The following is a 23,838-nucleotide window of genomic DNA, read 5'->3' on the forward strand; positions in this document are numbered from 1 at the left end:
TCACCTGATTTTATTGATGTTTTGAGTCGTACTCAATCTATAAGGTGCAAGGTTTTTCAGTACAATGTCTTAATTTTACTTGCATCTTTATTTTTAACAAAAAAGAAAATGACTAAAAAAGTGTAATAAATGGCTCTAAATATCATCTTTAGGAATAAAAAACACTAAAACTAGATGCTTTTGAGTAAAAACTATAGATACATTTTACATCTTAGTTTTTCAGCAGACCCTAATTAAGGGTATAAATAACTGAAAAAAAACACATTGAATTAAAGTAATCCTTCTTTTTTTACTTGTATGTAGATTATCACTCTAAAAAAATACTCAGTTAATTATAACAAATTAGCTTTATCAGTATTCTTAAAATTATTTCCATTTGTTCTCTGTTATCGCCAATTATTACTTGTGACTTAATAATCTAAGTAAGACAAAATACCTTTAACAAAAAACAGGGTGTTAACAACAAAAAATTAATTAATCTAAAAATTGTGATATGAGAAAGACAGTAATAAATTTCATGCTTTTTTTCCCAATAGTTTTGATTTGTTTATCAAGCTTTAAGGGTTGGTCTCAAAGCCAAAAGAAGGATCTGGAAACCTTTTATCATACAAGAGGATCTCTAGACGTTTTTGGGGAACCTGTAATAAAAGTATATAGATTTGATAAAAAAAACAAATTTGTCGAGGTTCAGGCTTTGGGAGGGGTTATTGACTATTCCGGGGCACAATGTGCAGCCTTTGTAGAGAGTACAGGACGTTTGTATGTTGCTGTTATGGCTAAAAGTTTTCTAGATCCAAATGCTGACTCTGAAGTCAAAGCTAAACATATGTCTCTTAATGTTTACGATTATATAAAAACTACAGGTGGAAATGAAGAGAGATTTGAATATCAAGGAAGGATTAGATTTAATGAAGTAAGCGGTGTGGTTGGGCTTTTTAATAATTTATTTCCTGTTGGTGATGATAAATTAGGTTTTAGGGATGCTGGTAATAAGATCGTAATAGCTAGTCTTATTGATGCAGATGGTAAAGAAATTGTGCCTAGCAAAAGTGGAACATTTAGCGACTTACCATTAATGCATAATCAAATATCTTTTGATGCAATTGGCACTAGTTCCTCAGCAGCAGATTACGGTGAGCACAACGGTAGAATTTATGGGATGACACGTCATCCACGTAATAGACTTTTTAATGGCAGAACAATACGCAATGATTATTATCACTTATTGGTTATAGATACTGAAACAGGCAAAAGAGACATCAAAGTTATAAAGATAAAGAGAGCAGGAAGTGACCAACAAACAGAAGCATTAACGGATTTTGGAGCCACTTGGCTTAATAAAAAAGAGAATGGCGATGTAGACTTCTTTTTTTCAAATAATAAAACAGGTAATATTTATAGAATAAAAAATATTGATAAGATTTTTGATAAGACTACTAACGCGTATGAAGAAGGTAGAGACATCTACTGGGTTGCCCACACCCCATCTATCATTGAATTGATGTTTAAATCCGACCCTACAAGCTCTAACGATGGTATTGGAAATAAAATAGATCTAACACCCAAAATTAAAATTAATCCTCCAGATTGTTTTAACGATGGTACAGCAACAATTGAAGATTTTGATATAACGAGTATATACTATGTAAGCGTATCAGGACAAGGGGACGTTTCAGCAGATGTATACATAGATGAAATATCAGGAAGGGTTATAGGAATGTTGCCAGATGTGCGTTATACCATAAAAAGATTTAATGGATATTTTACATCCGATGCGTCTGTTGAGTTTAGTATTTTGGCTAAGTTGTCATCCCCAGAAGACTTTTTATTAACAGGGAATGCAATTTGTTCTTTGCAATCACTCAATTCAGGGATTATTACGATAAACACTTCAGAAATCGGGGTAGATTATCAGTTGTACAATGCTTCCAATACAAAGGTTCAAGGCGTTCGAGAGGGAACTGGCTTAGAGTTGATTTGGTCAAACCTTTCGGCAGGAATGGGTTACTATGTTATAGCAACTAATACAGATGGTTGTACAACTACTAGAAGTATAGATATATTAACTAAGCAAAACCCACCACCTCCTATTGCAAGTGTAACGGTTCAACCTACTTGTCTGGTACCAACAGGAACAATTGTGGTTAGCGTTCCAACACCTGGAGCAAATGTTGAATATACCTTAACAGGTAATAACCCGGTTGTACCCTCGGTAACGCAGGATACGCCAACGTTTGTTAATGTAGCACCAGGCAATTATAGTTTAACGACCACTGATATTGTAACAGGTTGTGAATCTGAAGCTATAAGTTTAACGGTTAATGCTATTCCACCTCGACCAAATCCACCTATAGCAAGCGTAACAGTTCATCCTACTTGCCCTGTTTCAGAAGGTACTATAGTAGTTACTTCTCCAGCACCAGCACCAGATGTAAAATACACCTTAACAGATTCTAATTCATTGACAATTAGTCAAAGTTCTCCTGTGTTTACCAATTTGTCTCCTGGTAATTATTCTATTACCACTACTAACGAAATAACAAAATGTGAATCAGATCCTATAGTTTTAACGGTTAATGATAATCCATCGGCTCCACCTCTTCCTGTTGCCGAAACAATACATGTTACCTGTATTATCTTAACTGGAACTATCGAGGTTAAAACTCCAGTACCGGGAAATGATATAGAATATACCTTAACCGGTGAAAACCCTGTCGTAGCCCCTGTAACACAAAATACGCCTATATTTTTTAACTTATTACCAGGAGTATATAAATTGATAGCAACCAATAAAACAACACTTTGTACATCTGCATCTGCGAGTATTGAAGTTAAAGATAAAATTATTCCATCAAGACCCATAGCAAATGTAACGATTCAACCTACTTGTCTGGTATCAACAGGAACAATTGTGGTTAGCGTTCCAACACCTGGAGCAAATGTTGAATATACCTTAACAGGTAATAACCCGGTTGTACCCTCGGTAACGCAGGATACGCCAACGTTTGTTAATGTAGCACCAGGCAATTATAGTTTAACGACCACTGATATTGTAACAGGTTGTGAATCTGAAGCTATAAGTTTAACGGTTAATGCTATTCCACCTCTACCAAATCCACCTGTAGCAAGTGTAACGGCTCAACCTACTTGTCTGGTACAAACAGGAATAATTGTGGTTAGTGCTCCAACACCAGGAGCAAATGTAGAATATACCTTAACAGGTAATAACCTGGTTGTACCCTCGGTAACGCAGGACACGCCAACGTTTGTTAATGTAGCACCAGGCAATTATAGTTTAACGACCACAGATATTGTAACAGGTTGTGAATCTGGATCTATAAATCTGACGGTTAATGATATTCCATTACTACCAGCAACTCCAGAAGTAAGTATAACACATCCTACTTGTATTATTGAAAAAGGAACCATCGAGGTCAATCTTCCAATTCCATCAAATTCATTATATACATTAAGGATAGAAACTACAGGAGAAATTATAATCTTACCATCTAATAATACAAGATTTGTTGGTTTAGAACCAGGAAATTACACACTAAATGTTCTTAATGAAGATACAAGATGTACTTCATCTATAAGTATAACGATTAATACTATTCCACCACCTCCTGCAACTCCCATAGTAAATGTAACACAACCTTCCTGTCCAGTTCCAATGGGCATTATAGAAATTACTTCTCCAGCACCAGATTCCAATATAGAATTTGTACTAACAGATTCTAATTTTGGAAGTGAAGTAAGACAATCGGGTTCTACATTTAGTAATCTTTTACCAGAAGTTTATATATTAACGGCAGTTAATACAGTAACAGGTTGCGAATCTTTATCTACAACAATAACGATTAATGATGTTCCTTCTAATCCAGTAGCACCATTGGCAAGTGTAACAAAGGTTCCTGCCTGCCCGGCTCAAACAGGTACCATTGAGGTTATTGAGCCATTACCAGCCCCTAATGTGATTTATACTTTAACAGGTATCAATCCTGTAGTAGCACCAATAGCCCAAGAATCTGCTACATTTGATAATTTATCTGCGGGAGATTATAGTTTAACCACTACCAATACATTAACGGGTTGTGTCTCTTCGTTTACATTACTAGTTGTACCAGATATACTGTGCCCAGATATCGATTTAATAAAAACAGCTCAGTTTAATGACGAAAATGGAGATTCTTATGCACAGGTCGATGAGACTATTACTTATAAATTTACTATAACGAATACAGGACGCATTGTATTAGCCAATATAACCCTTAGTGACTTATTACCAGGACTTAAGATTGAAAGAGGAAAAGGCGTGTTGTCTTTGGCAGCAGGAGAGTCTAACTCAACTTATTTTACTGGCACTTATACCATTAAGCAAACAGATATAGATGCGCGATTTATTTTAAATGAAGCCACTGTATTTGGGGAAAGTTTAAATGGAAATGTTCAGGACACATCGGGAGTAAGATTTGAGTTGGATCCAGGATCTGGATGCAAGATAACAGTATATAATGCTATTTCACCCAACAATGATGGTAAAAACGATTTCTTAAAGATAGAAGGATTGGAATGCCATCCTAATAATAGTGTCAGGATATATAATCGTTGGGGAGTTTTGGTTTATGAGAAAAACCAATATAATAATTTAGATAATACTTTTAAAGGAATGTCTGAGGGTCGTTTCACAATAAAATCTTATGAAGGGTTACCAAGCGGCACTTACTTTTATGTTTTAAGATACGAGGACTATAATTTTAAAACACATCAAAAATCAGGTTATTTATATTTAGGAAGTAATGATTAGAAGAAAAAAGATTTAAAACAACTAAAATCAAGCGCATGAAATTAAAAGCAACCTTATTTTTTTTGCTAGCATCGTTAAGCATTATTGCCCAACAAGATGCTCAGTTTACGCAATATATATACAATACTATAAATATAAATCCGGCTTATGCAGGCTCAAGAGGAACGTTTAGTATTTTCACTTTACATCGTGCTCAATGGGTAGGGCTTCAAGGTGCACCAACAACTAATATAGTGTCAATGAGCACACCAATATTTAAAGATAATGTAGGATTAGGGTTTACTATTATGAACGATAAGATAGGCCCTTCGAATGACAGTAGTTTAGCATTCGATTTTTCATACAACATTAATACGTCTGAAACCTATAAACTCTCTTTTGGTTTAAAAGCTACTGCAAATTTGTTAAATATTGATTTTACTGTATTAAATCCGGATGATAACAACGATTATCAGTTTGATACGAATATTAATGATGAATTTTCTCCTGATATAGGAGCTGGTTTATACTTATACTCAGATAAAACATACGTTGGTTTATCAGCTTTAAATTTACTGGAAACCAAATATTTTAATCGGGAAGCAGCAATTGCGTCTAGTAGTCATGTATCAAAAACAAGAATACATTACTATTTAATGGCGGGTCATGTACTAGATATAAATAGGGAGATAAAGTTTAAGCCTTCCATATTAACCAAGATGGTCTATGGGGCTCCTCTACAAGTAGATTTATCAGCAAATTTTTTGATAAATGATAAGTTTGTGGCTGGAGTTTCATATAGATGGAATGCCGCTATGAGTGCATTGGCTGGTTTCAAAATCAATGATTCTTGGTTTATAGGCTATGGATATGATTTAGAGGCAGCACGTTTGTATAATTTTAATTCAGGATCTCACGAAATATTTTTACGATTTGAATTGCCCAATAAATGTTGTTATAAAATAATATCTCAAAGATTTTTCTAATTTTTTTATACCCAATATGAAAATAAAAACACTTATTCACGCTATTGTTTTATCGATGGTAACGCATTTAGGATATGCCCAAAAGAAAAAAATAAGTATTGCAAATAAACAATATGAGAGTTATGCTTATATAGATGCTATTACAACTTATGAGTCTGTAATGGACTATTATAAAGATGAAGAAATGTTCCAAAGATTGGGTAATGCTTATTACTTTAATGCAAAGTTTGATAAAGCCTCTAAGTGGTATAAGGAGCTTTTTTTAATGAATGAGAATCAAAGCTCTGAGTATCTTTATAGATACTCACAAACACTTAAATCAATCGGTGATTATGCTAAGTCAGATGAATTATTAGAGCAATTTAATAAGAAATCAGAAAACGAGCTAAGAGCAAAATTGTATAATAAAAACAGAAACTATCTAGAAGAAATTAGAGCGAACTCAGGACGTTTTAATGTAAGAACAACAGAGCTAAATTCAGAATTTTCAGATTATGGAACTTCATTTTTTGGAAATAAACTGGTTTTTACTTCTAATCGAAATACAGACAGAAATCCAAAAGAAGTTTTTAAATGGACGAATCAGCCTTTTTCCGATATATATATATCCGATATAAAGTCTGATAGCACTTTAATGGAACCAAAGCTATTCGAAAGAAAAGTAAACTCAAAGTTTAATGAATCTACACCTGTTTTTACTAAAGATGGCTTAACAATGTACTTTACTAGATCTAACTTTTTAAAGGGTAAAAGGAGGAGAGACAGACAAGGAATAACTTTATTAAAAATATTTAAGGCAACATTCAAAGATGGGAAATGGAAGAATATCACCGAATTACCATTTAATAGTGACCAGTATAGTATAGCACATCCTGCTCTTAGTATAGATGAAAAAACCTTATATTTTGCTTCAGATATGCCGGGAACAATAGGGCAATCAGATTTATTTAAAGTTTCTATTAATGAAGATGGGAGTTATTCAAATCCTGAGAATTTAGGTGAAAAAATAAATACAGAAGGAAGAGAAACCTTTCCGTTTGTAAGTACAGATAATGAATTGTATTATGCAAGTGACGGTAGACCCGGACTTGGTGGATTAGATATATATGTAACTAATATAATACAGAACAAAAATTCTTATGAAGTATTAAATATTGGAAGCCCTGTTAATGGGGCAAATGATGATTTTGCATTCGTTATTGATAAAAATCGAAAAGGTTTTTTTTCTTCAAATAGAGAGGGAGGAAAAGGGTATGATGATATTTATAGGTTTATCGAAACCAAAAGGATAATGTTTGAGCAAATTTTAAAGGGTATTGTTATAGATAAGAAGACAAGAGGTTCATTAGTAGGGACTAAAATAAGCTTATATGATGAAAAATTTAATCTTTTAAAAGAGAGTACTACAGATGATAAAGCTGAATATGATTTTATAGTTGAAATTGGAAAAACGTATCATATAAGAGCAGAACATCGAGATTATGAAACTAAAGAATATAAAGTCTCATTACAGCAAATAAATGGAGATACCTATTTCCCAATAGAGTTAGAAAAACGAATTATACCAATAGAAGTAGGAACAGATTTAGTTAAAGTACTGGATATCCCTATGATCTATTTTGATTTGGATAAATCATATATTCGAAAAGATACAGCCATTGAGTTAGCTAAAGTACTAGCCGTTTTGCAACAATATCCTAAAATGAAAATCGAGATCCGTTCACATACAGATAGCCGACAAACCTCGCTATATAATTTTAAACTATCTAATAGAAGAGCTAAGGCTACTATGGAGTGGTTAATAAAAAATGGTATCGAATCTAGAAGGCTAATAGGAAAAGGATTTGGAGAAACGCAATTGGTTAATCATTGTTATGATGGGATGAAATGTAGTGAGAAAGAACATCAAGCCAATAGAAGAAGTGAATTTATAATTATTTCAATGAAATAATTGGTAATCCTAATTTATAACCTAAATGAGGTTTCCAGAATATGTCTGGAGACCTCTATAGAAGTTGTTAATATTTAAAAAAAACAGTGCCGTTTTGTTTTTCGAAACTATAGAAAAGCAATAGTATCAAAGGTTACCTTTTTTATGAACAAGAATCCCCTTTCAATAAATGTTTTTAATACAAATCCGTTGCACAAACTGTTAAAAATCAGTAAACTGTAGTTGCCGAACTATAATTTTTAAGTGCAACTTTCTAGTAAATTACGAAAAAACACTCAAGATTTTACTTTGTTTAGATTCAGAAATGAATTATTTACATCAAATACGTAAACCAAAACTTAGAAATAAAAAACTTATAGCTATAGACTTAACATCAGAATAGATGAGTATCGATAGTATGCCAACTTTTTCGAATTTTACCTTCAGCTTTAGCTAATAGAATAGAACGAAGTGTCTACCATAGAAGAAAACGAAAATTGTTTTGTTTTCGAGAATCGCTTTGCAAAAAAATAGCAGGCAGATTGAATGATACTCAACATGGGCTATATTATTGACAGCATGCCTTTAAGAAGTCTGTAAATTATCCAGAAGCGCTAGAAGTAAAATATGTAAAGAACAAGATTATAGCTTACTTGAAAAAGGATATTGTACCAGTTAATCGATTCATTATTAAAGCTGTAAACTTCATGCTGTTTGTTCCTTGCAGAGAGTAGAAAGCTTGGACATTAGTCCGGATTTTATACACGACATCAACTATTTAAAGGACATACAATATCAATTAAGGGATTGTTTATTACTAGGAGACAGAGGGATACTTATCTAAATCTATTTGAGAGTTGTAACATTAGACTTGAAGCTTCTATAAGAAAAGTCAAATTAATTAAAGAACAACCTTATATATTCAGAAAATCAAGAAAATGTATTGAAACATTGTTTTTTCAACTCTGCGATCAATTTATGATCAGAAGGAAATATGCAAAATATTTCGATGGGTTAAAAAACCGAATATTGTCAAAAATAACAGCAATGACAATTATTTAGTATATCAATAAGTTTGAAATATCAATAGCCTAAAAATTAACATAACCTAAATGCACAACGGGTGGTTATTAATTTATCATCTTAGAACCTTAAAATTAAGGTTAAACTTGTCCTCTTTTGTAAATAAAGACTGTTATCTTCTCATATACTCAGAGAAAAGCAGATGTGTCTTATATTTTTGTTAAAGAATAAAATGAGGTTTTATTCTACGATTTGTGTAAAGAGATAAGTTTAAAAGCTTAATTATTGAATAATAAAACATGTAGTTAATTAACTACATAATTACTTTTTTATGCACTTAAAGTATTAATGATAATTTAAAAAGACCTCGACTCAAAAAAAATGGAGAATTATAGTATTACAATAATAGACGATAGTCTAACAAGTATTTTAACTTTAAAAAAACTTATATTAAAACATTTTAAAAATATTAAGAAAATCAGTTATTCTTTATCTATAGGTGAAGGTGTTTTGGAGGTGTTAAACAATAAACCTAATATTGTGATCTTTGATGTTATGTTTGGAGACTTAATAGTTTTTGATTTTTTAGATTTATTTACGTTAGATGGGGTTTCGGTAATAATTACTTCTTCAGAAAGAGATTTTGCTATTAATGCTTTTCAAAAGAATGCGATTGACTTTATTCTAAAACCATATAGAGATGAAAATGTGATTTTGTCAATCAACAAAGTAATAAACTTTATAAATAAGACCAATAATAATGAAGATAGTGAAAATAGTTTTGATTTTTTAGCAATACCTTCTGTGGATAAAGTTAACTTTATTGAAATGAAAGATATTCTTTTTTGTATGGCCGACGGAAAATATACTACTTTTTTCCTGGCCAAAGATAAAAAAATTGTGTCAAGTAAGAATTTAGGTAAGTATGAAAAGCTTTTAAACAAAAACTTCTTTTATAGAATACACCATAGATATATTATAAATATAATGTATTTAGAAAGCATTATTAAAAAAGAAGGAGCTTATTGTGAACTAGTCAATAGAGTTACAATTCCTATAGCTAAAAGAAGACAAGAGGATTTTCATAAGTTTATTAGATTAAAGAGCTAATTTTTGTTAAAGTGTTAGATGCTTTTCTATATAAAAAACACTTAGAAGGAAGAAAGAGTTATCATAATCCCAAATTCCTAAAAACCATTTTCTTCGTTTTTTATGCAGTGCTACTTTAAGTTTTATGGTGTCTTTGGATTTTTGAAAGTATGCCCCAACAGCAAAGACTTTATATCTCAATGTGGATAGGGTTTTCTGTGTTTTTTCCTGTAATATAAAAAGTCTAAAGAGACTCATCAGATTGTAAGCTATCATCACAAAAATCAAGGTTGCTTCTGTAGCCCAAAAATATTTTAAACAGAAGTTATCTGCTTCAAAATCTTGTTTGAGTTCTTTGATTCTATTTTCACAATTTGCCCTGCCACGATAGTTTCGCCAAACATCTGTTGCACTGTAGGTTTGATTGATTATTTAGGCGGAATAGCGATAGTTTCTATGGAGTTCATCCTCTGGGAAGAGGTTTAAAGTCTTACCCGATGCGTTAGGTCTTTTCTTTATCTTTTGCCTAACAATAACAATCCGTCTAGCTTTATCCCCAGATTCAGCCTGATAGGTTTTGCTACATATTTCGATACCATCATCTATAACTATCCAAGATTGTTGTTTATCTATCAAACGTTGAATAGGATGCAAAAATCTAGCAGCTACAATGTAGTTGAGTTGTTGTTCCAAATAGTCAAAGACATTCTTTTGGCAAAATCCCGAATCTAAACGAACCAATCCTACCTTTTTATGACCAAAGATATAAAGCGTGTCCGCTAAAAAGCTCATAAAGTTATTGGCGCTGTTTGAATTACCACTACACAATCAAAAGTTAGCCACCATACGTAGCTCTCCTACAAAAGCAATTAGTGGATGGCGAGATACCCTGCCTCTTTTCTTTGGGTTATAATACCATTTAGGCTTTAAAAATTTTCATAAAATAAATTTGTATATAATTCATATCCTGTGATTGATTTAATTAGTTTAGGGGTTAGTTGGTTTACCATTAGTGTGATTTTCTGTTGTAATCTTTCTATTGAAGGGAAAAATTTCATTGCCACTCTGTTTTTCATCCATTGCCATACTTTCTCTGCTGGATTAAGCTCAGGGGTATATGGTGGTATTCTTATCAAAACAATATTTTCAGGGATTTCAATATTTTTGCAGGCATGAAATCCTGCATTATCAATAATAAGTAGTTTAAGCTCTTTAGGATTCTGGCTGCTAAAGGCTCGTAAAAACTCTTCAAAGATATCATTGGAAACAACAGGGGTTTCCTAATAGAAAGTAGCTCCTGTTATGGGGGAAAAACATCTCCAAAGCCATAGGTAGCGATAAGAATGTTGGTACTTTAATACAGGCTTAACCCCTTTACTGACAAGGACTTTTTTTTGTTTGGTCATCAAGCCAAATCTACTTTCATCCTGAAAATAGATATTTACACTAGTAAATTTATTTTTATTTATTCTAATTTTATGAAACAGATCAGGTAGTTTTTTTAAAGGCTTCTACTGCCTTATCATCTTTTTTATGATGTGATCTTTAATTTACTTCGATGATGTACCCTACAATGTTTATATAAAGTAGCATAAGTGATCTTGGGCTGGTAATTGGATTGAACCCATTCTAATAATTCTACATAACTAGTGATAGTAATATTGGGATCTGCTAATTTTTTAGATAAGGCAGATTTAGTAATTTCATTTATTAATCGAGTATTGTTCCCTCCACTATTTACCGTAACTAGACCTTCTAAACCTTTGATTTTATATGTTTTGAGCCAGTTGTAGATTGTTTTACGTTCATATTTAAGCTTTTGGGAAAGATCGCGGGTATACATCACTTTACCTTGTTTAATCAGCAATAATGCTTTTACCCTGCTCTTTTTCAGAATAGTAGATTGTTTGTTTTGTAATTTGAGTAAACCTAATTCGCTCTCTTTTATCTGAATATCAATTCTTTTTGCCATAGCCAAAAGATATAAATTTATTGAGAAAATTCAAAGTATATTTGATACAACCCTTCTTTGCCTCCAGTTGAGAGCCATAACGTGTCATTATAGTAGAATCAATATCAAGGGTAAAATGCTCTATATTGATATTTTGAAAAAAACAAGTGAAAAAGTACTTAGATACATTTTGGTTGATGGACGGGGTAAACTTCTTAAAATATCTTTTATAAGCGTCTTGATCCGGGGTTTGTTTCTAATCAAAAATATTTCCCAAAGCATTATCCGATCGAGTGATCTCAGTATGTAAAACCGATTAGCACCGAACCAAATACTGGTAAGGAAAGACTCTAAAATGGTAGAAACTTTATAACCACGATTAGAATTTTGCGTGGGCAAGTTTGCACAAGTCTCTAAATGAGTTCTAAATTCCATTTTATCCATCATTTACTTAAAAAAAACTATATCACCCCAAGGTGTAATTTGTTGATTGGTAAAGGATAAATCAAATTTCATAACTAGATTTTTTTAATGCTCAGCGTTAGAGGTTTAACTCTTAAATCTAACCATTTTTTTCTAATGCGCAATTTGGGATAAAAAAAACAATTATATCAATATTATTACAGTTACCCCTCTAAAAAGTAGCAAGTCGTGTTCGTCCTTAGGACGAGACCAGAAATTATAAAAAAGTAAAACATTTTTTATAATCCTTTAATGATAAGAATAAGCGTTTCTATATTTTATACTTTTTTTCATTTTCAAAATATTTTGAGGGAGTTAATCCTGTTGCTTTTTTAAATGCTTTATAAAACGAATTTCTAGAATTAAAACCAGCTTCTTTCGCCATGCCCTCATACGAGAAATTAATCCATTCCTTATCGTATCTGTGTTCTATGATATAGTTTATACGGCATTTATTAATATAGCTAGCATAGTTTGTGGATAATTCATTATTTATTACAATAGACAAATGATGGACAGGTATATCTAGGTCGTTAGACATGTCTTTTATAGAATAATTTTTTATAAGGTAAACATTTTTATCATTAATCAACAGTTCAATTTTTTTCTTATACTCTTCAATTTTTACTGATGTAAGCTCAAAACTTTTAAGTTTTGAGATCTTTTTAGAAGGAATATGAGACTTATATCCATATAATACTTTAGGGCTGAACATAAGAACAATTACTGAGGCTAAAACAAGAAATAAATTTGGTAAAGCTAAGGCTTTCGTTAAAATAAAACTATCAATAAAAATAAAACCAATAATATATAAAAGCAGGCTTGATGCGTTTATAACGGTAAGTCTAATAACCCAAAACCAAATATGGGTATTTTTTGTAATCCACGATGCGTTTTCTTTTTTGAATGTAAATAATAAGCGAAATGTTATAAATAAATAAAACATCCAAAATACACCTTTAAAATAAAGATGAGTATTCATAGAAAACAAAAAGATAGACATTTCCGATGTTTTTTCTGGATGTAATATGTACAAAGAGAGGGATTCTTTTTTAGCTTTAGATGGAAGTAAATAAAATGGCGTAAGTTCAATAAAATGAATTAATACAGGTATTAGATGCATTAATTCCCATTTATTAAACACTTTTGTATTTCTTAAAACTGATTTTACATATAAATATAGAAGTGATCCGGCAAAAAAAAAGAAAGGAAAACTAATTACCCAAAGATGTGCTTGATTTTTTAAAGGTAAAGACCCTTGAAAAAATGTCCAAAAAAAAAGAGGTATAGTACAAGCAAGTACACAAAATAACATTAAGATTTTAGAAATCGACTTAAATTTATTTAATAATAATGTTATTAGAGAATATAAAATACTTAATATAAGACCGAAGTAGGCTAAAAATAAAAATAATTCTTTCATGTTAAGGTATATCCTTTTGGGATGAAAGCATGCCCTAAGGAAATATAAATGTTTTGGGGTATAAAATAAAGGTCAAAAGTATTAAAAAATGAATCGACTAAAATACCACCTACGTGTTAATATTTCGTTAAACTATTAATATGTGCATGTAGATTAAACAGCATATTTTAAGAAAAACAAATAATCCATATTAGCTTTTAGAAAGGTGTATTTCTAATATTAAAATTCGATAAAAACAAATAAAATTATTCCCGCTTATTTTATGGATAGACCATTTATTACCGCATTGGTAATTGATTCATAATGAAGTTGCTTTTAAATCGAATTTTAACTTTATAATTACATTTAGCTATGATGTCTAAACTCAAAAGTGTAACGGGAATTAATAATAATGAAATTTCTTATTTAAGATTATACTTGTATAATTTTGATAATCATTTAAATGTCTTTGCTAAGAATATTGAAAAGATTGGAAAATCGAATATAATAAACTTTAATGAAAAGAAAGTAGCCACTTATTCGGAACTTAAAAAGTTATATTCAGAAATTGAATTTGACAACTTATTGCTGGTTTAAAGAAAAGTTATGAAAAAATTGTATTAGTCTATTATTTTAATTTGTTTTATACAATAGCCCCTGATTTTATATATCTCGCGTCATTACTTCTAAACTTTTTAGGCTTCGAATAACAGATACTACTTAATTAAAATATTTTTTAGTATAGAAATATCTCGCTTAGAGAACATTTGTATATTAAAAATAAATCTATCTCCATTAAATTTTGTAATTGTAAAATATAAGTGTTTAAAATGGACAAACTCAATATCTTTAAAATGGATCTTATAAATTTTTGGTTGATTTAATTTTATACATATATAGTCACTACTATGCTTTATATAATTTTTACAATACAAAGGATATATTTTATTTACGGTAAAGATACTAACCCCAACAAAAACTAGGAGGTATTTATAATCGGAAATGATTAAGAATCCTATGAAGATAAAAAACGAGGTTGTTATATTGATAATATAATTAAGCCATTTTTTGATAAACCAAATCTTTTCCATTCTTACAAAGATTATAGAACTGAATAGAATCTATGAGTGCTAAGTAATAATTGTTAGTAATCAGGTAATAAATGAAAAAACTAAATGAATTTAATCGCTAATTCATAGTTAATAATAAAAAAGAAAAAATTGTTTTAACAAAGTCTATAATAAGATTTTAAATATAAAATTTGAACGAAGATTTACTTAAGTTTGTATTACCTGAATTACTGGTTGCCCATTTTGATTTGGCGGCTAACACTACCAAAGATAAAATACTTCATTTATATTTTGAAGAGAAAATAGATATCCCAGAGGAGTTAAAAACGAAAAACTCTTCTTGTTTTGATTAACCAGAATATTTGCATAAACACAACGTTTGGTCTTGATTCTAATTAAGGTTTAAAAAAGGTCACCTAATAGGTCTCCAACAGAATGGTTTTTAATACACTTTTTGATGTTTTGTAGAAACTAAAAAGTCCTGTAAACATTATGTTTACAGGACTTTGGTGGAAATTGAATAAATTTCAGCGGAGAAAGAGGGATTCGAACCCCCGGAGGTGTGACCCTCAACAGTTTTCAAGACTGCCGCATTCGACCACTCTGCCATTTCTCCAGTGTTTGATCTCATCAAGTATTCCTTGAATGCGGGTGCAAATATAATACCTTTTTTAAATCTAAAAAGAAAAAACATAAAATATTTTAAGTATTTTTTTGAAAGAAGAAAAGAGCTTTAAAAAATATGCGATGAAATGATTATATTGTGCGCTATTAATTAAAGAATTACATGAAAAATATTTTAGTTTTAGTTACTTCATTTATAATGTGTTGTTGTGGAACTTCTCAAAACCCTACAACAAATCCATCAAAAACAGATTCAACATCCGATATAAATACAGGGTCAGTTGCAGTTACGTATGCAGAAAGTATTACGGCAAAAGAATTAAAAGATTATTTGTACGTATTTGCAGGAGATGATTTTGAAGGGCGCGATACAGGAGAAGCCGGACAAAAAAAAGCCGCAGAATATTTAAAGACCCAATATAAAAAAATGGGAATACCATCTCCTTTTGGAGGGGATGATTACTATCAAGAAATTCCGGAAAGCTATTTTAGAGGAGGTATTAAATCTTCAGAAAATGTTTTAGCATTTATCGAAGGAACCGAAAAACCAAATGAAATAGTTGTGCTTTCTGCACATTATGATCATGTAGGAGTAGACGAAAAAGGAAATATATATAATGGGGCAGATGATGATGGTTCGGGGACTGTAAGCCTTTTGGAGATTGCAAGTGCTTTTAAACAAGCTAAAAAAGATGGTGTTGGTCCTAAACGATCTATTTTATTTTTACATGTTACAGGTGAAGAAAAAGGTCTGTATGGGTCTAAGTTTTATACAGAGAATCCTGTTTTTCCTTTAGAAAATACGGTAACAGACCTTAATATTGATATGATAGGAAGAGTTGACGAAAAACATGATGAGGAAACCAAAAGAAACTACATATACTTAATAGGGAGTGACAGGTTGAGTTCAGAATTACATGATATTAGTGAAGCTGCCAATAAAAAATATACTAAATTAGATTTAGATTACACCTATAATGAAAAAAATGATCCTAATAGATTTTATTTTAGAAGCGATCATTACAATTTTGCAAAACATAATATTCCTATAATATTTTATTTTAACGGGGTACATGAGGATTATCATAAACCTACAGATACACCAGATAAGATTGTTTATGACTTAATGGCAAAGAGGGCAAAGTTAGTTTTTTATACAGCTTGGGAAGTAGCTAATAGGATAGAAAGAATTAAGGTTGATGGTATAAAAGAAGGAGAATAACCCCTTTTTTCGTATTTAAAGATTCAAGAGCCCTTTAAGGGCTTTTTTTATGATAAATTTCGTAATTATACCAATCTTAAATGAAATCACTATAAAAGGGGATCGAATTGTTTTGGCTCAGATAAAAAAGAAAGCAAATTTTGGGATAGCATTGCTATTGATTGATATGTTTTTACTTATAAGTATAGAGTAAAAAAAACTCACTCTTTAAGTTAAACAAAATATTTGCTTGAAAATATAGTAACCTGAGGAGATTTAAGAAGGTATACAGATATCTGTTAAATATAAAAAAGGATTACAAGTTATCTTGTAATCCTTTAATTTTGGGGTGGAAGACGGGATTCGAACCCGCGACCCTTGGTACCACAAACCAATGCTCTAACCAACTGAGCTACAACCACCATGTAATTTCGGCTGCAAAAATAAAACTTTTCTTAATACAAACAAAACTTTTTTTAAATTAAATTAAATTAAAAATGGAATCCACTGCTACATAGCGCTCTACAGTATAGCCTTCAGCATACTGCACACCAATTATTCTTCCAAGATCCGCAGCCCTGTACTTAATACTGTCTAAAAAGTTTTTACTGGATATTGGGGTAACAGGTTCTTTGCTTTCGGCATTATAAAACTGAGAGGTATATGCTTTTACACTATCTATTTTTTTATCGATATGATTACTTATATCTACTACAAAATCTGGTTCGATATTTTTCCATTGAATATAATGGTATACATTTTTTGGTCTCCAGGGGTTTTGGGCTATACCATCTATATAGGTTTCAATTTTTTGTAAACCAGATAAAAAACAAGAATCACTAGCCAGTTTGCTTCCTTTGCCATGATCGATATGTCTATCGGTAATAGCGTTGCACAGAACTATTTCGGGTTTGTATTTTCTTAATATTTTTATAATTTCTAATTGATGTTTTTTGTCGTTAGTAAAAAAACCGTCTTTAAAACTTAGGTTTTCACGAATAGAAACCCCCAGGATTTTAGATGCATCTTTTGCTTCCTGATCTCTGATCTCTGGGGTGCCTCGTGTACCTAATTCTCCTCTGGTTAAGTCTAATATACCTGCTTTTTTACCATTTTCTATTTCTTTGGCTATAGTTCCCGAACAGCCTAATTCTACATCATCGGGGTGAGCACCTATAGCTAAAATGTCTAATTTCATTTATATATTATTGCTTTTTAATTTATACTATAAGCCAAAATATTTATAGCTTATTTTATTTCTGGTTTTTTGTTTTTTCTATTGCCTGTTGGATATCTTGTATTAAATCTTCTTTTTCTTCAATACCCACACTAAGTCGAAGCAATCCGTCTTTTATTCCTTGCAAATTACGTTCTTCTTTTGTTAACAGCGCATGCGAGGTAAGGGTGGGGGATAGGATTGTGCTTTCTACTCCGGCAAGACTCATAGAACTTTTGATTAGTTTTAATTCTTTTTGAAAATTACTGGCATTTAATTCTTTTTTTAATTCAAAAGATAAAATACCTCCAAAACCTTTCATTTGTTTTTTTGCAATCCCATAATCAGGATGAGATTTTAAACCTGGGTAATAAACTGCTGCAATGTCTTCATGTTTCTCTAGCCATTTTGCAAGCTTGATAGCATTCTTATTTTGCTGTTTTACTCGAATACCTAAAGTTTTTATACTTCTTTCTAGCATCCATACTGTAAAATCACTTAAACTGCCTCCAAAATTTTTAGCTACTTGAAAAATTTGATTTATATTTTTTTCATTAGAAATAACGGCTCCTGCTAAAATATCACTGTGTCCGCCAAGGTATTTTGTGGCAGAATGCAGTACGATATCTATCCCTAATGCAATAGGGTTTTGATTTACAGGAGAAGCAAAAGTATTGTCTATTATGGTTGTAATCCCTTTTTGCTTTGCTAATTCTCCTATTGCTTTAATATCTGTAATAGTAAGTAATGGGTTAGAAGGGGTTTCTATATAAATAACCTTGGTGTTAGATTGTATTTTTTCTTCAAAACCGTCTATTGTTTGAGAGTTTACATAGGAAAATTCTATACCATGTTTTGTGAACTCTTCATTTACCAAATTAGCGGTACCACCATACAGAGTGCGTTGTAAAACTATATGATCTCCTTTTTGTAAAAAAGCAAATAAAGTAGTGCTTATTGCTGCCATACCACTACCAAAAATCAAAGAAGATTCTCCTTTTTCCAGCATTGCTATTTTTTTACATAAAGCTTCTTGATTGGGAGTGTTAAAGTATCTTGGGTATCTTTTTGTTTCTACACCTTCAAATGCATACGAAGTTGATAGGTATATAGGTGATATAGCGCCTTTAAATTGCTCGTCTTTAATCTCTCCTGTGTGAGTGCAAATAGTATTAAACCCTATATCTTTTGTGCTCATATTTGGTGCTAATTTTAAAGTTTTGCATCTAAATTAACATATTCAAGAGATATCAGATAAGATTTAACAAATTAATATCAGGAGTGTTTGGTATTGGTTTTTTTAAGGCACTCTTTTTAAGTCATTTTTACCTTAGAAATATTCTTCATGATTGTTTGAAAAAATTGTTGGGTATCATAAGGTTTGATTATAACATCGTTCATGCCAACAGCTAAGGCCTGATTTCGTATTTCACCTTCTTCAACAGCAGTCAAAGCTATAACAGGGATACTGGTATTAAATGTTCGTATAACTTTTGTAGCTTCCAGCCCATTCATTTCTGGCATATTAATATCCATTAATGCTAAATCAAATTTTTCATTTTTTATCATTTTGATGGCATCCATGCCATTGTTTGCAATACTGCAAGTATATCCTTTTTTCTTTAAGATATTTTGGGTAACAATTTGATTTATTTTGTTATCATCAACAATAAGCACATTAAAATTGCTTGTTCCTATGCTCATGTTTTCTCCTGTTTTTAAAGAGATTCCCTGTTCTTTGATAGCTTTTTCATAAAAAAGATCAAAGTAAAACTCAGAACCTTTCTGTTCTTTGCTTACAATGTGGATTTCGCTGTCATGAAGATGGATGAGTTTTTTTACTATGGCAAGCCCAAGACCAGTGCCTTCATATTCTTGGTTTTCGTTTTTAACTTGCGCAAAGTTGTCAAAGATTGTTTGTTGTTTATTTTGTGGTATTCCTATACCATCATCTTTTATTGTAAAACGTAATAAATAACTTTCCTCTTTAATATCTAAACATTTTACGGTAATCCAAATATTTCCATTTTTTGTAAACTTAAGGGCATTACCAATTAAATTTATTAGTATTTGCGAAAGCCTTACAGAATCCCCAAGCAAAGTAGTGTTTATCCTTTTGTCAATATCAATATGCACATTGTTATTATTGCTTTTTTGTTTGGTGTGCAATGAGTTAACTATTCCTTCTATTAATGTGTTAATATCAAAAGAAACTTTTTCTAATTTCACTTCGTTAGTTTCTATCTTGCTTAATTGTAAAACATCGTTTATTAAAGCTAACAAATAATCACCAGAAAATTTTAAAGACTCCAGATATTCATTGGTTTTCTTTTTGTCGGGGTTTTCCATTAATAAAGAGGTTAACCCTATTACTCCGTATAAAGGAGTTCTAAGTTCGTGACTTACAGTAGATATAAATTGAGATTTTAAAGTTGAAACTTGTTCTGCCGTTTCTTTGGCACTTATTAATTCTTTGTTCTTATCTATTAGGTCGTTATTGAGCCGTTTTTTTTGCAAATTGTTTTTGTAAGAACTTATAAGAAAGGCCAAAGAGATAAGAATTAAAATAATACCAAGAATTATGCTAATTCGCCACTTTAATAATTCAGATTCACTTTCTTTTTTTTCTGATTCGGCTTTTTTGGCTCTTTTTTCCAAAATATCCACTTCATACTTAATGTTTTCTCTTCTTAATTCTTTTAGTTTTTTATAATCTTTCGATTTTAGAATATTCTGAAATTGTTTTTTTTGAAAACCAAATGCTTTTTTATAATCATCTTGTTTACTATAAAGTTCTGCTTTTGTTTCGTAGGCAGATGCTAATTCTTCATAATAGGTAGAAATTACCTCGTCATTGTTCTTTTTGTTTTTGGTTTCCCCAATTGCATAAGATATTGCTTCATTAGTATACTCTTCGGCTTTTTCAAATTTTCGGACACTTAGGTAATATTTGCCTAAAAGACCATTCAATTTTGTTTTAACAAGATTATTGTCTTGGTTGCCAATAAGTTTTCTTGCCGGAGCCAGATACTCGTACGAGCTATCAAAGTCATTTCTGGAAATATAATACTCCCCAAGATTTAACAATGGGCGTATCATCCTGGATGTGTCTTCAAGTTTTAAAGCAAATTCATACGATTTTTTGTAATAATCAACCCCTTTTTTTCGGGTTAAATTGTTTTTGGTATATACTCTGGCAAGATTATTATAAAGGTCAGTTTCTAATATTTTGCTTTTAGAACTTTGTGCATAAACTAATGCTCTTCTATAATTATTGCGGGCTTTATTGTCATCTTCGCTAATTTCATAATTCTTAGCAATAATATTGTAAATATATCCAAGACTTTTGTCGTCATTGTTATATTGCGCATTTTGAAGTGCGGCTTTTGCTATTTCTAAAGATTGCTCATACTTATATTCTTCCTGTAATTTTTCAGCCCTTTCAATATAACCTTGAATGCTATCAGAAATTAAAGAAGTCTGAGATTGTACAGTTAGAGTAAAACCTATTAAAAATAAGATGATTATATGTTGAATAAAGTTTTTCAACGATCAATAATTCTTAGTTATTTATAGGGCGAAAATACAAAAATAGATTGAAGATAGTGCAATTCACCGTAAGAAAAGTGCAATTTATCCGTAGTTTTTGTAGGTTTTTATTTTTTTTTGTAGGAATAAAAGCAGGATTACAAGAAATGTTTAATAATTAGAAAAAACTATTCAGATATAAATAATTAAAATTGTGTAGCTATAAATGTTCTTTAAGTAGATGTATATTTGTAGCGTAAAAATAATCAATAATCAATTTAAAAACAAAAACATGGCATTTGTAGGTAAAAAATTTCCAAACTTAGACGTTGATGCAATGAACGATATGGGAGATACTTTTAAGCTTAATATACTAGAAGAAGCTAAAAGCAAAAACAAAAAAGTATTATTATTTTGGTACCCAAAAGATTTTACATTTGTTTGCCCAACAGAATTACATGCTTTTCAAAAAGCATTGAGCGAGTTCGAAAAAAGGAACACAATCGTTATAGGGGCTTCTTGCGATACACCAGAAGTTCATTTTGCCTGGTTAAATACATCTAAAGATAACGGAGGAATAGAAGGGGTAACATATCCAATTCTTGCAGATTCTAATCGAAATCTTTCTAGTACTTTAGGTATTCTGGATATCACCAATGAAGTGTATAACGAAGAAACTGGTGTTGTAACTGTTGAAGGTGATAATGTAACTTATAGAGCTACTTATTTGATAGACGAAGAAGGAACAGTTTTTCATGAAGGAATCAATCATATGCCTGTAGGTCGAAATGTAGCAGAATTTTTGAGATTGATTGATGCTTATACACATGTTCAAAAAAATGGAGAAGTTTGCCCTGCTAACTGGGAGCAAGGAAAAGAAGCAATGAATGCAAACAGAGATGGAGTAGCTTCATATCTGGCAGCAAACTAATTAATAAGTATGATAAAATTTCTTCGAAGAATTTCTTCGAAGAAATTTTGTTTAACCTTTCTTAATTTATACTTAATATGTTACAAGAATTATCGGCAGACAACCTTTTTGAGGTCGTGAATAAAAATGATACGGTAATAGTACAATATTCTGCTACATGGTGTGGTAATTGTAGAATAATGAAGCCAAAATTTAAAAAACTTGCTGGAGAAAACAATAATGCTACTTTTGTTGTTGTAGATGCCGAAAAATATCCAGAGTCCAGAAAAATGGCAACAGTAGATAACTTACCCACATTTGCGACATTCAAAAATGGAGCTTTTGTAAACCAGATTCAAACCAATAAATTTGATATTCTTAAAGAACTAGTAGATGAAGTTACCGGTAATTAAACATCTTACAAATTTTATCGAAGAAAATGATGAAGACTTTGTAGTAGAAACTATTGAAACGTTAGAAGCTTTGACAGAGATCCCATCTTTAAAAGATGAAGAATTAGATGTTATAGGAGAATTAATATCTAATATGTATGGTGCGCTAGAAGTGGATAAGTTGATAAAGGAAGGGGTGCCAAAAAAAGAAGCGTTAAATAGCTTTATGAAAAGAGTTTTGGGCTCTATCGATAATTAATTTATTTTTAGAACGTTTAAAGTTTTTTAACCTTAATGTTTTATAAAATAAGACAATAATATAATAAAAACTCACTAATTTTAATTCACAAAAAAAAACAATCATTTATTATGGCTTCAATAACAATTAAAGGAAATCCTATTCATACCAATGGTACTTTACCAGAAGTAGGGCAAAATGCACCAGATTTTGAATTGGTTAACACAGATTTATCTACATCTAAACTATCAGATTATAAAGGAACAAGAGTTGTTTTAAATGTTTTTCCATCTGTAGATACAGGTATTTGTGCAGCTTCTGTAAGAGCATTTAATAAAGAAGCTAGTAACTTGTCTAATACTAAAGTTTTGTGTATTTCGAAGGATTTACCATTTGCACAGGATCGTTTTTGCGGTGCAGAAGGATTAGAGAATGTAATAAATCATTCTGATTTTAAAACAGGAGAGTTTGGTAAAAACTATGGATTAGAAATTATAGATGGACCACTACAAGGATTACACTCCAGAGCAGTTATCGTTCTTGATGAAAACGGAAAAGTACTTTATACAGAACAAGTGCCAGAAATAGTACAAGAACCAAATTATTCTGCAGCATTAGATATATTGTCTTAAAACCGAATGAGTAAAGTTTCAGAATTTATTGTCGGCAGATTAAAAGGTGGCGGGTATGCACTTAAAGGTGCTTTGTTATTGTTAAAAACAGAACCCAGCATACAAGTACAATTTGGAATAGCCATACTTGTTACTGCTCTTGGCTTTTATTTTAATATTACTTCTACAGAGTGGATTTTACAGTTATTTGCTATAGGTTTGGTAATGAGTATAGAAGGAGTCAATACCGCAATTGAAGCAATAGCCGATTTTATTCATCCTGATTTTCATAATAAAATAGGTCTTATAAAAGATATAGCCGCAGGAGCTGTTTTTATTGCAGCTATTACAGCCGTAGCTATAGGTTTGTTAATTTATATACCATATTTCATTTAGAAAATTTTTTAGGCATTTTTACG

General features: G+C 31.0%; 18 protein-coding genes, 2 tRNA genes and 2 pseudogenes. 12 read left to right on the plus strand and 10 right to left on the minus strand.

Annotated elements, in window-relative coordinates; genetic code table 11:
• The first annotated feature begins 493 nt into the window (after positions 1–493).
• The 5 genes and pseudogenes from ACZIYX_RS02950 (at position 494) to ACZIYX_RS02970 (ending at position 9,835) form a co-directional block, all read left to right on the plus strand.
• Positions 494–4,807 (plus strand): T9SS type B sorting domain-containing protein, encoded by a 4,314-nt coding sequence (locus tag ACZIYX_RS02950; RefSeq protein WP_462680704.1) that lies wholly within the window; start codon positions 494–496, stop codon positions 4,805–4,807.
• 35 nt (positions 4,808–4,842) lie between these two features.
• The gene (locus ACZIYX_RS02955; protein ID WP_462680705.1) at positions 4,843–5,772 is read left to right on the plus strand and encodes a PorP/SprF family type IX secretion system membrane protein; all 930 of its coding nucleotides are present in this window, start codon (positions 4,843–4,845) and stop codon (positions 5,770–5,772) included.
• 16 nt (positions 5,773–5,788) lie between these two features.
• Entirely contained in the window at positions 5,789–7,723 is a 1,935-nt protein-coding gene (locus tag ACZIYX_RS02960) for an OmpA family protein (protein ID WP_462680706.1), read from the plus strand.
• 235 nt (positions 7,724–7,958) lie between these two features.
• A pseudogene (locus ACZIYX_RS02965) lies at positions 7,959–8,764 on the plus strand (transposase).
• A gap of 342 nt (positions 8,765–9,106) precedes the next feature.
• Positions 9,107–9,835, plus strand: a complete 729-nt coding sequence (locus ACZIYX_RS02970) for a LytR/AlgR family response regulator transcription factor (RefSeq protein WP_462680707.1) — start codon at positions 9,107–9,109, stop codon at positions 9,833–9,835.
• A gap of 6 nt (positions 9,836–9,841) precedes the next feature.
• Here ACZIYX_RS02970 and ACZIYX_RS02975 read toward each other — a convergent pair whose 3' ends face one another.
• The 5 genes and pseudogenes from ACZIYX_RS02975 to ACZIYX_RS02995 form a co-directional block, all read right to left on the minus strand.
• The gene (locus ACZIYX_RS02975; RefSeq protein WP_462680758.1) at positions 9,842–10,246 is read right to left on the minus strand and encodes a transposase; all 405 of its coding nucleotides are present in this window, start codon (positions 10,244–10,246) and stop codon (positions 9,842–9,844) included.
• The gene (locus ACZIYX_RS02980; protein WP_462680708.1) at positions 10,247–10,606 is read right to left on the minus strand and encodes a hypothetical protein; all 360 of its coding nucleotides are present in this window, start codon (positions 10,604–10,606) and stop codon (positions 10,247–10,249) included.
• A gap of 134 nt (positions 10,607–10,740) precedes the next feature.
• Positions 10,741–11,076 (minus strand): annotated as a pseudogene (locus tag ACZIYX_RS02985) (transposase); the annotation flags it as partial.
• A 269-nt stretch (positions 11,077–11,345) separates the two neighbouring features.
• Complete coding sequence (locus ACZIYX_RS02990) at positions 11,346–11,786, minus strand: helix-turn-helix domain-containing protein (protein WP_462680709.1); 441 nt, start codon at positions 11,784–11,786, stop codon at positions 11,346–11,348.
• Between the two features lie 712 nt (positions 11,787–12,498).
• Positions 12,499–13,650, minus strand: a complete 1,152-nt coding sequence (locus ACZIYX_RS02995; RefSeq protein WP_462680710.1) for a helix-turn-helix domain-containing protein — start codon at positions 13,648–13,650, stop codon at positions 12,499–12,501.
• Between the two features lie 1,240 nt (positions 13,651–14,890).
• Here ACZIYX_RS02995 and ACZIYX_RS03000 point away from each other — a divergent pair.
• Positions 14,891–15,052: a hypothetical protein gene (locus tag ACZIYX_RS03000; RefSeq protein WP_462680711.1), complete on the plus strand. Its 162-nt coding sequence runs from the start codon at positions 14,891–14,893 to the stop codon at positions 15,050–15,052.
• A 178-nt stretch (positions 15,053–15,230) separates the two neighbouring features.
• Here ACZIYX_RS03000 and ACZIYX_RS03005 read toward each other — a convergent pair.
• Positions 15,231–15,315: transfer RNA gene (locus ACZIYX_RS03005), tRNA-Ser, on the minus strand.
• A gap of 171 nt (positions 15,316–15,486) precedes the next feature.
• On the opposite strand from ACZIYX_RS03005, the gene ACZIYX_RS03010 reads away from it, so the two are divergent.
• Positions 15,487–16,545 carry a M28 family metallopeptidase gene (locus tag ACZIYX_RS03010; RefSeq protein ID WP_462680712.1) on the plus strand — a complete coding sequence of 353 codons (1,059 nt, stop codon included), beginning with the start codon at positions 15,487–15,489 and terminating at the stop codon, positions 16,543–16,545.
• Positions 16,546–16,869: 324 nt separating this feature from the next.
• Here ACZIYX_RS03010 and ACZIYX_RS03015 read toward each other — a convergent pair.
• From ACZIYX_RS03015 to ACZIYX_RS03030, 4 genes are all read right to left on the minus strand, one after another.
• Positions 16,870–16,946: transfer RNA gene (locus ACZIYX_RS03015), tRNA-His, on the minus strand.
• A 59-nt stretch (positions 16,947–17,005) separates the two neighbouring features.
• Complete coding sequence (gene bshB1, locus ACZIYX_RS03020; RefSeq protein WP_462680713.1) at positions 17,006–17,722, minus strand: bacillithiol biosynthesis deacetylase BshB1; 717 nt, start codon at positions 17,720–17,722, stop codon at positions 17,006–17,008.
• 55 nt (positions 17,723–17,777) lie between these two features.
• The gene (locus tag ACZIYX_RS03025) at positions 17,778–18,938 is read right to left on the minus strand and encodes a trans-sulfuration enzyme family protein (RefSeq protein ID WP_462680714.1); all 1,161 of its coding nucleotides are present in this window, start codon (positions 18,936–18,938) and stop codon (positions 17,778–17,780) included.
• A gap of 116 nt (positions 18,939–19,054) precedes the next feature.
• Complete coding sequence (locus ACZIYX_RS03030; protein WP_462680715.1) at positions 19,055–21,289, minus strand: tetratricopeptide repeat-containing hybrid sensor histidine kinase/response regulator; 2,235 nt, start codon at positions 21,287–21,289, stop codon at positions 19,055–19,057.
• Positions 21,290–21,560: 271 nt separating this feature from the next.
• Here ACZIYX_RS03030 and ACZIYX_RS03035 point away from each other — a divergent pair, with 271 nt between their 5' ends.
• The 5 genes from ACZIYX_RS03035 to ACZIYX_RS03055 all read left to right on the plus strand — a co-directional run bounded on the left by ACZIYX_RS03035 (position 21,561) and on the right by ACZIYX_RS03055 (position 23,815).
• Positions 21,561–22,199: a peroxiredoxin gene (locus tag ACZIYX_RS03035; RefSeq protein WP_462680716.1), complete on the plus strand. Its 639-nt coding sequence runs from the start codon at positions 21,561–21,563 to the stop codon at positions 22,197–22,199.
• A 77-nt stretch (positions 22,200–22,276) separates the two neighbouring features.
• A complete protein-coding gene (locus ACZIYX_RS03040; protein ID WP_462680717.1) occupies positions 22,277–22,591 on the plus strand; it encodes a thioredoxin family protein in 315 nt (104 codons plus the stop codon).
• Positions 22,572–22,829: a DUF6952 family protein gene (locus tag ACZIYX_RS03045; RefSeq protein ID WP_462680718.1), complete on the plus strand. Its 258-nt coding sequence runs from the start codon at positions 22,572–22,574 to the stop codon at positions 22,827–22,829. The genes ACZIYX_RS03040 and ACZIYX_RS03045 overlap by 20 nt, the downstream gene beginning before the upstream one ends.
• A gap of 110 nt (positions 22,830–22,939) precedes the next feature.
• Positions 22,940–23,440: a thiol peroxidase gene (gene tpx, locus ACZIYX_RS03050; RefSeq protein ID WP_462680719.1), complete on the plus strand. Its 501-nt coding sequence runs from the start codon at positions 22,940–22,942 to the stop codon at positions 23,438–23,440.
• Positions 23,441–23,446: 6 nt separating this feature from the next.
• Positions 23,447–23,815 (plus strand): diacylglycerol kinase family protein, encoded by a 369-nt coding sequence (locus tag ACZIYX_RS03055; protein WP_462680720.1) that lies wholly within the window; start codon positions 23,447–23,449, stop codon positions 23,813–23,815.
• The last annotated feature ends 23 nt before the right edge of the window (positions 23,816–23,838 follow it).

It is taken from the genome of Aquimarina sp. (assembly GCF_977115655.1).

What these genes read in the sequence shown, in the direction of transcription:
- ACZIYX_RS02950 (WP_462680704.1), top strand. Translation starts at nt 494, where the DNA reads ATGAGAAAGACAGTAATAAATTTCATGCTTTTTTTCCCAATAGTTTTG.
- ACZIYX_RS02955 (WP_462680705.1), top strand. Translation starts at nt 4,843, where the DNA reads ATGAAATTAAAAGCAACCTTATTTTTTTTGCTAGCATCGTTAAGCATT.
- ACZIYX_RS02960 (WP_462680706.1), top strand. Translation starts at nt 5,789, where the DNA reads ATGAAAATAAAAACACTTATTCACGCTATTGTTTTATCGATGGTAACG.
- ACZIYX_RS02970 (WP_462680707.1), top strand. Translation starts at nt 9,107, where the DNA reads ATGGAGAATTATAGTATTACAATAATAGACGATAGTCTAACAAGTATT.
- ACZIYX_RS02980 (WP_462680708.1), bottom strand. Translation starts at nt 10,606, where the DNA reads ATGAGCTTTTTAGCGGACACGCTTTATATCTTTGGTCATAAAAAGGTA.
- ACZIYX_RS02990 (WP_462680709.1), bottom strand. Translation starts at nt 11,786, where the DNA reads ATGGCAAAAAGAATTGATATTCAGATAAAAGAGAGCGAATTAGGTTTA.
- ACZIYX_RS02995 (WP_462680710.1), bottom strand. Translation starts at nt 13,650, where the DNA reads ATGAAAGAATTATTTTTATTTTTAGCCTACTTCGGTCTTATATTAAGT.
- ACZIYX_RS03010 (WP_462680712.1), top strand. Translation starts at nt 15,487, where the DNA reads ATGAAAAATATTTTAGTTTTAGTTACTTCATTTATAATGTGTTGTTGT.
- bshB1 (WP_462680713.1), bottom strand. Translation starts at nt 17,722, where the DNA reads ATGAAATTAGACATTTTAGCTATAGGTGCTCACCCCGATGATGTAGAA.
- ACZIYX_RS03025 (WP_462680714.1), bottom strand. Translation starts at nt 18,938, where the DNA reads ATGAGCACAAAAGATATAGGGTTTAATACTATTTGCACTCACACAGGA.
- ACZIYX_RS03035 (WP_462680716.1), top strand. Translation starts at nt 21,561, where the DNA reads ATGGCATTTGTAGGTAAAAAATTTCCAAACTTAGACGTTGATGCAATG.
- ACZIYX_RS03040 (WP_462680717.1), top strand. Translation starts at nt 22,277, where the DNA reads ATGTTACAAGAATTATCGGCAGACAACCTTTTTGAGGTCGTGAATAAA.
- ACZIYX_RS03045 (WP_462680718.1), top strand. Translation starts at nt 22,572, where the DNA reads ATGAAGTTACCGGTAATTAAACATCTTACAAATTTTATCGAAGAAAAT.
- tpx (WP_462680719.1), top strand. Translation starts at nt 22,940, where the DNA reads ATGGCTTCAATAACAATTAAAGGAAATCCTATTCATACCAATGGTACT.
- ACZIYX_RS03055 (WP_462680720.1), top strand. Translation starts at nt 23,447, where the DNA reads ATGAGTAAAGTTTCAGAATTTATTGTCGGCAGATTAAAAGGTGGCGGG.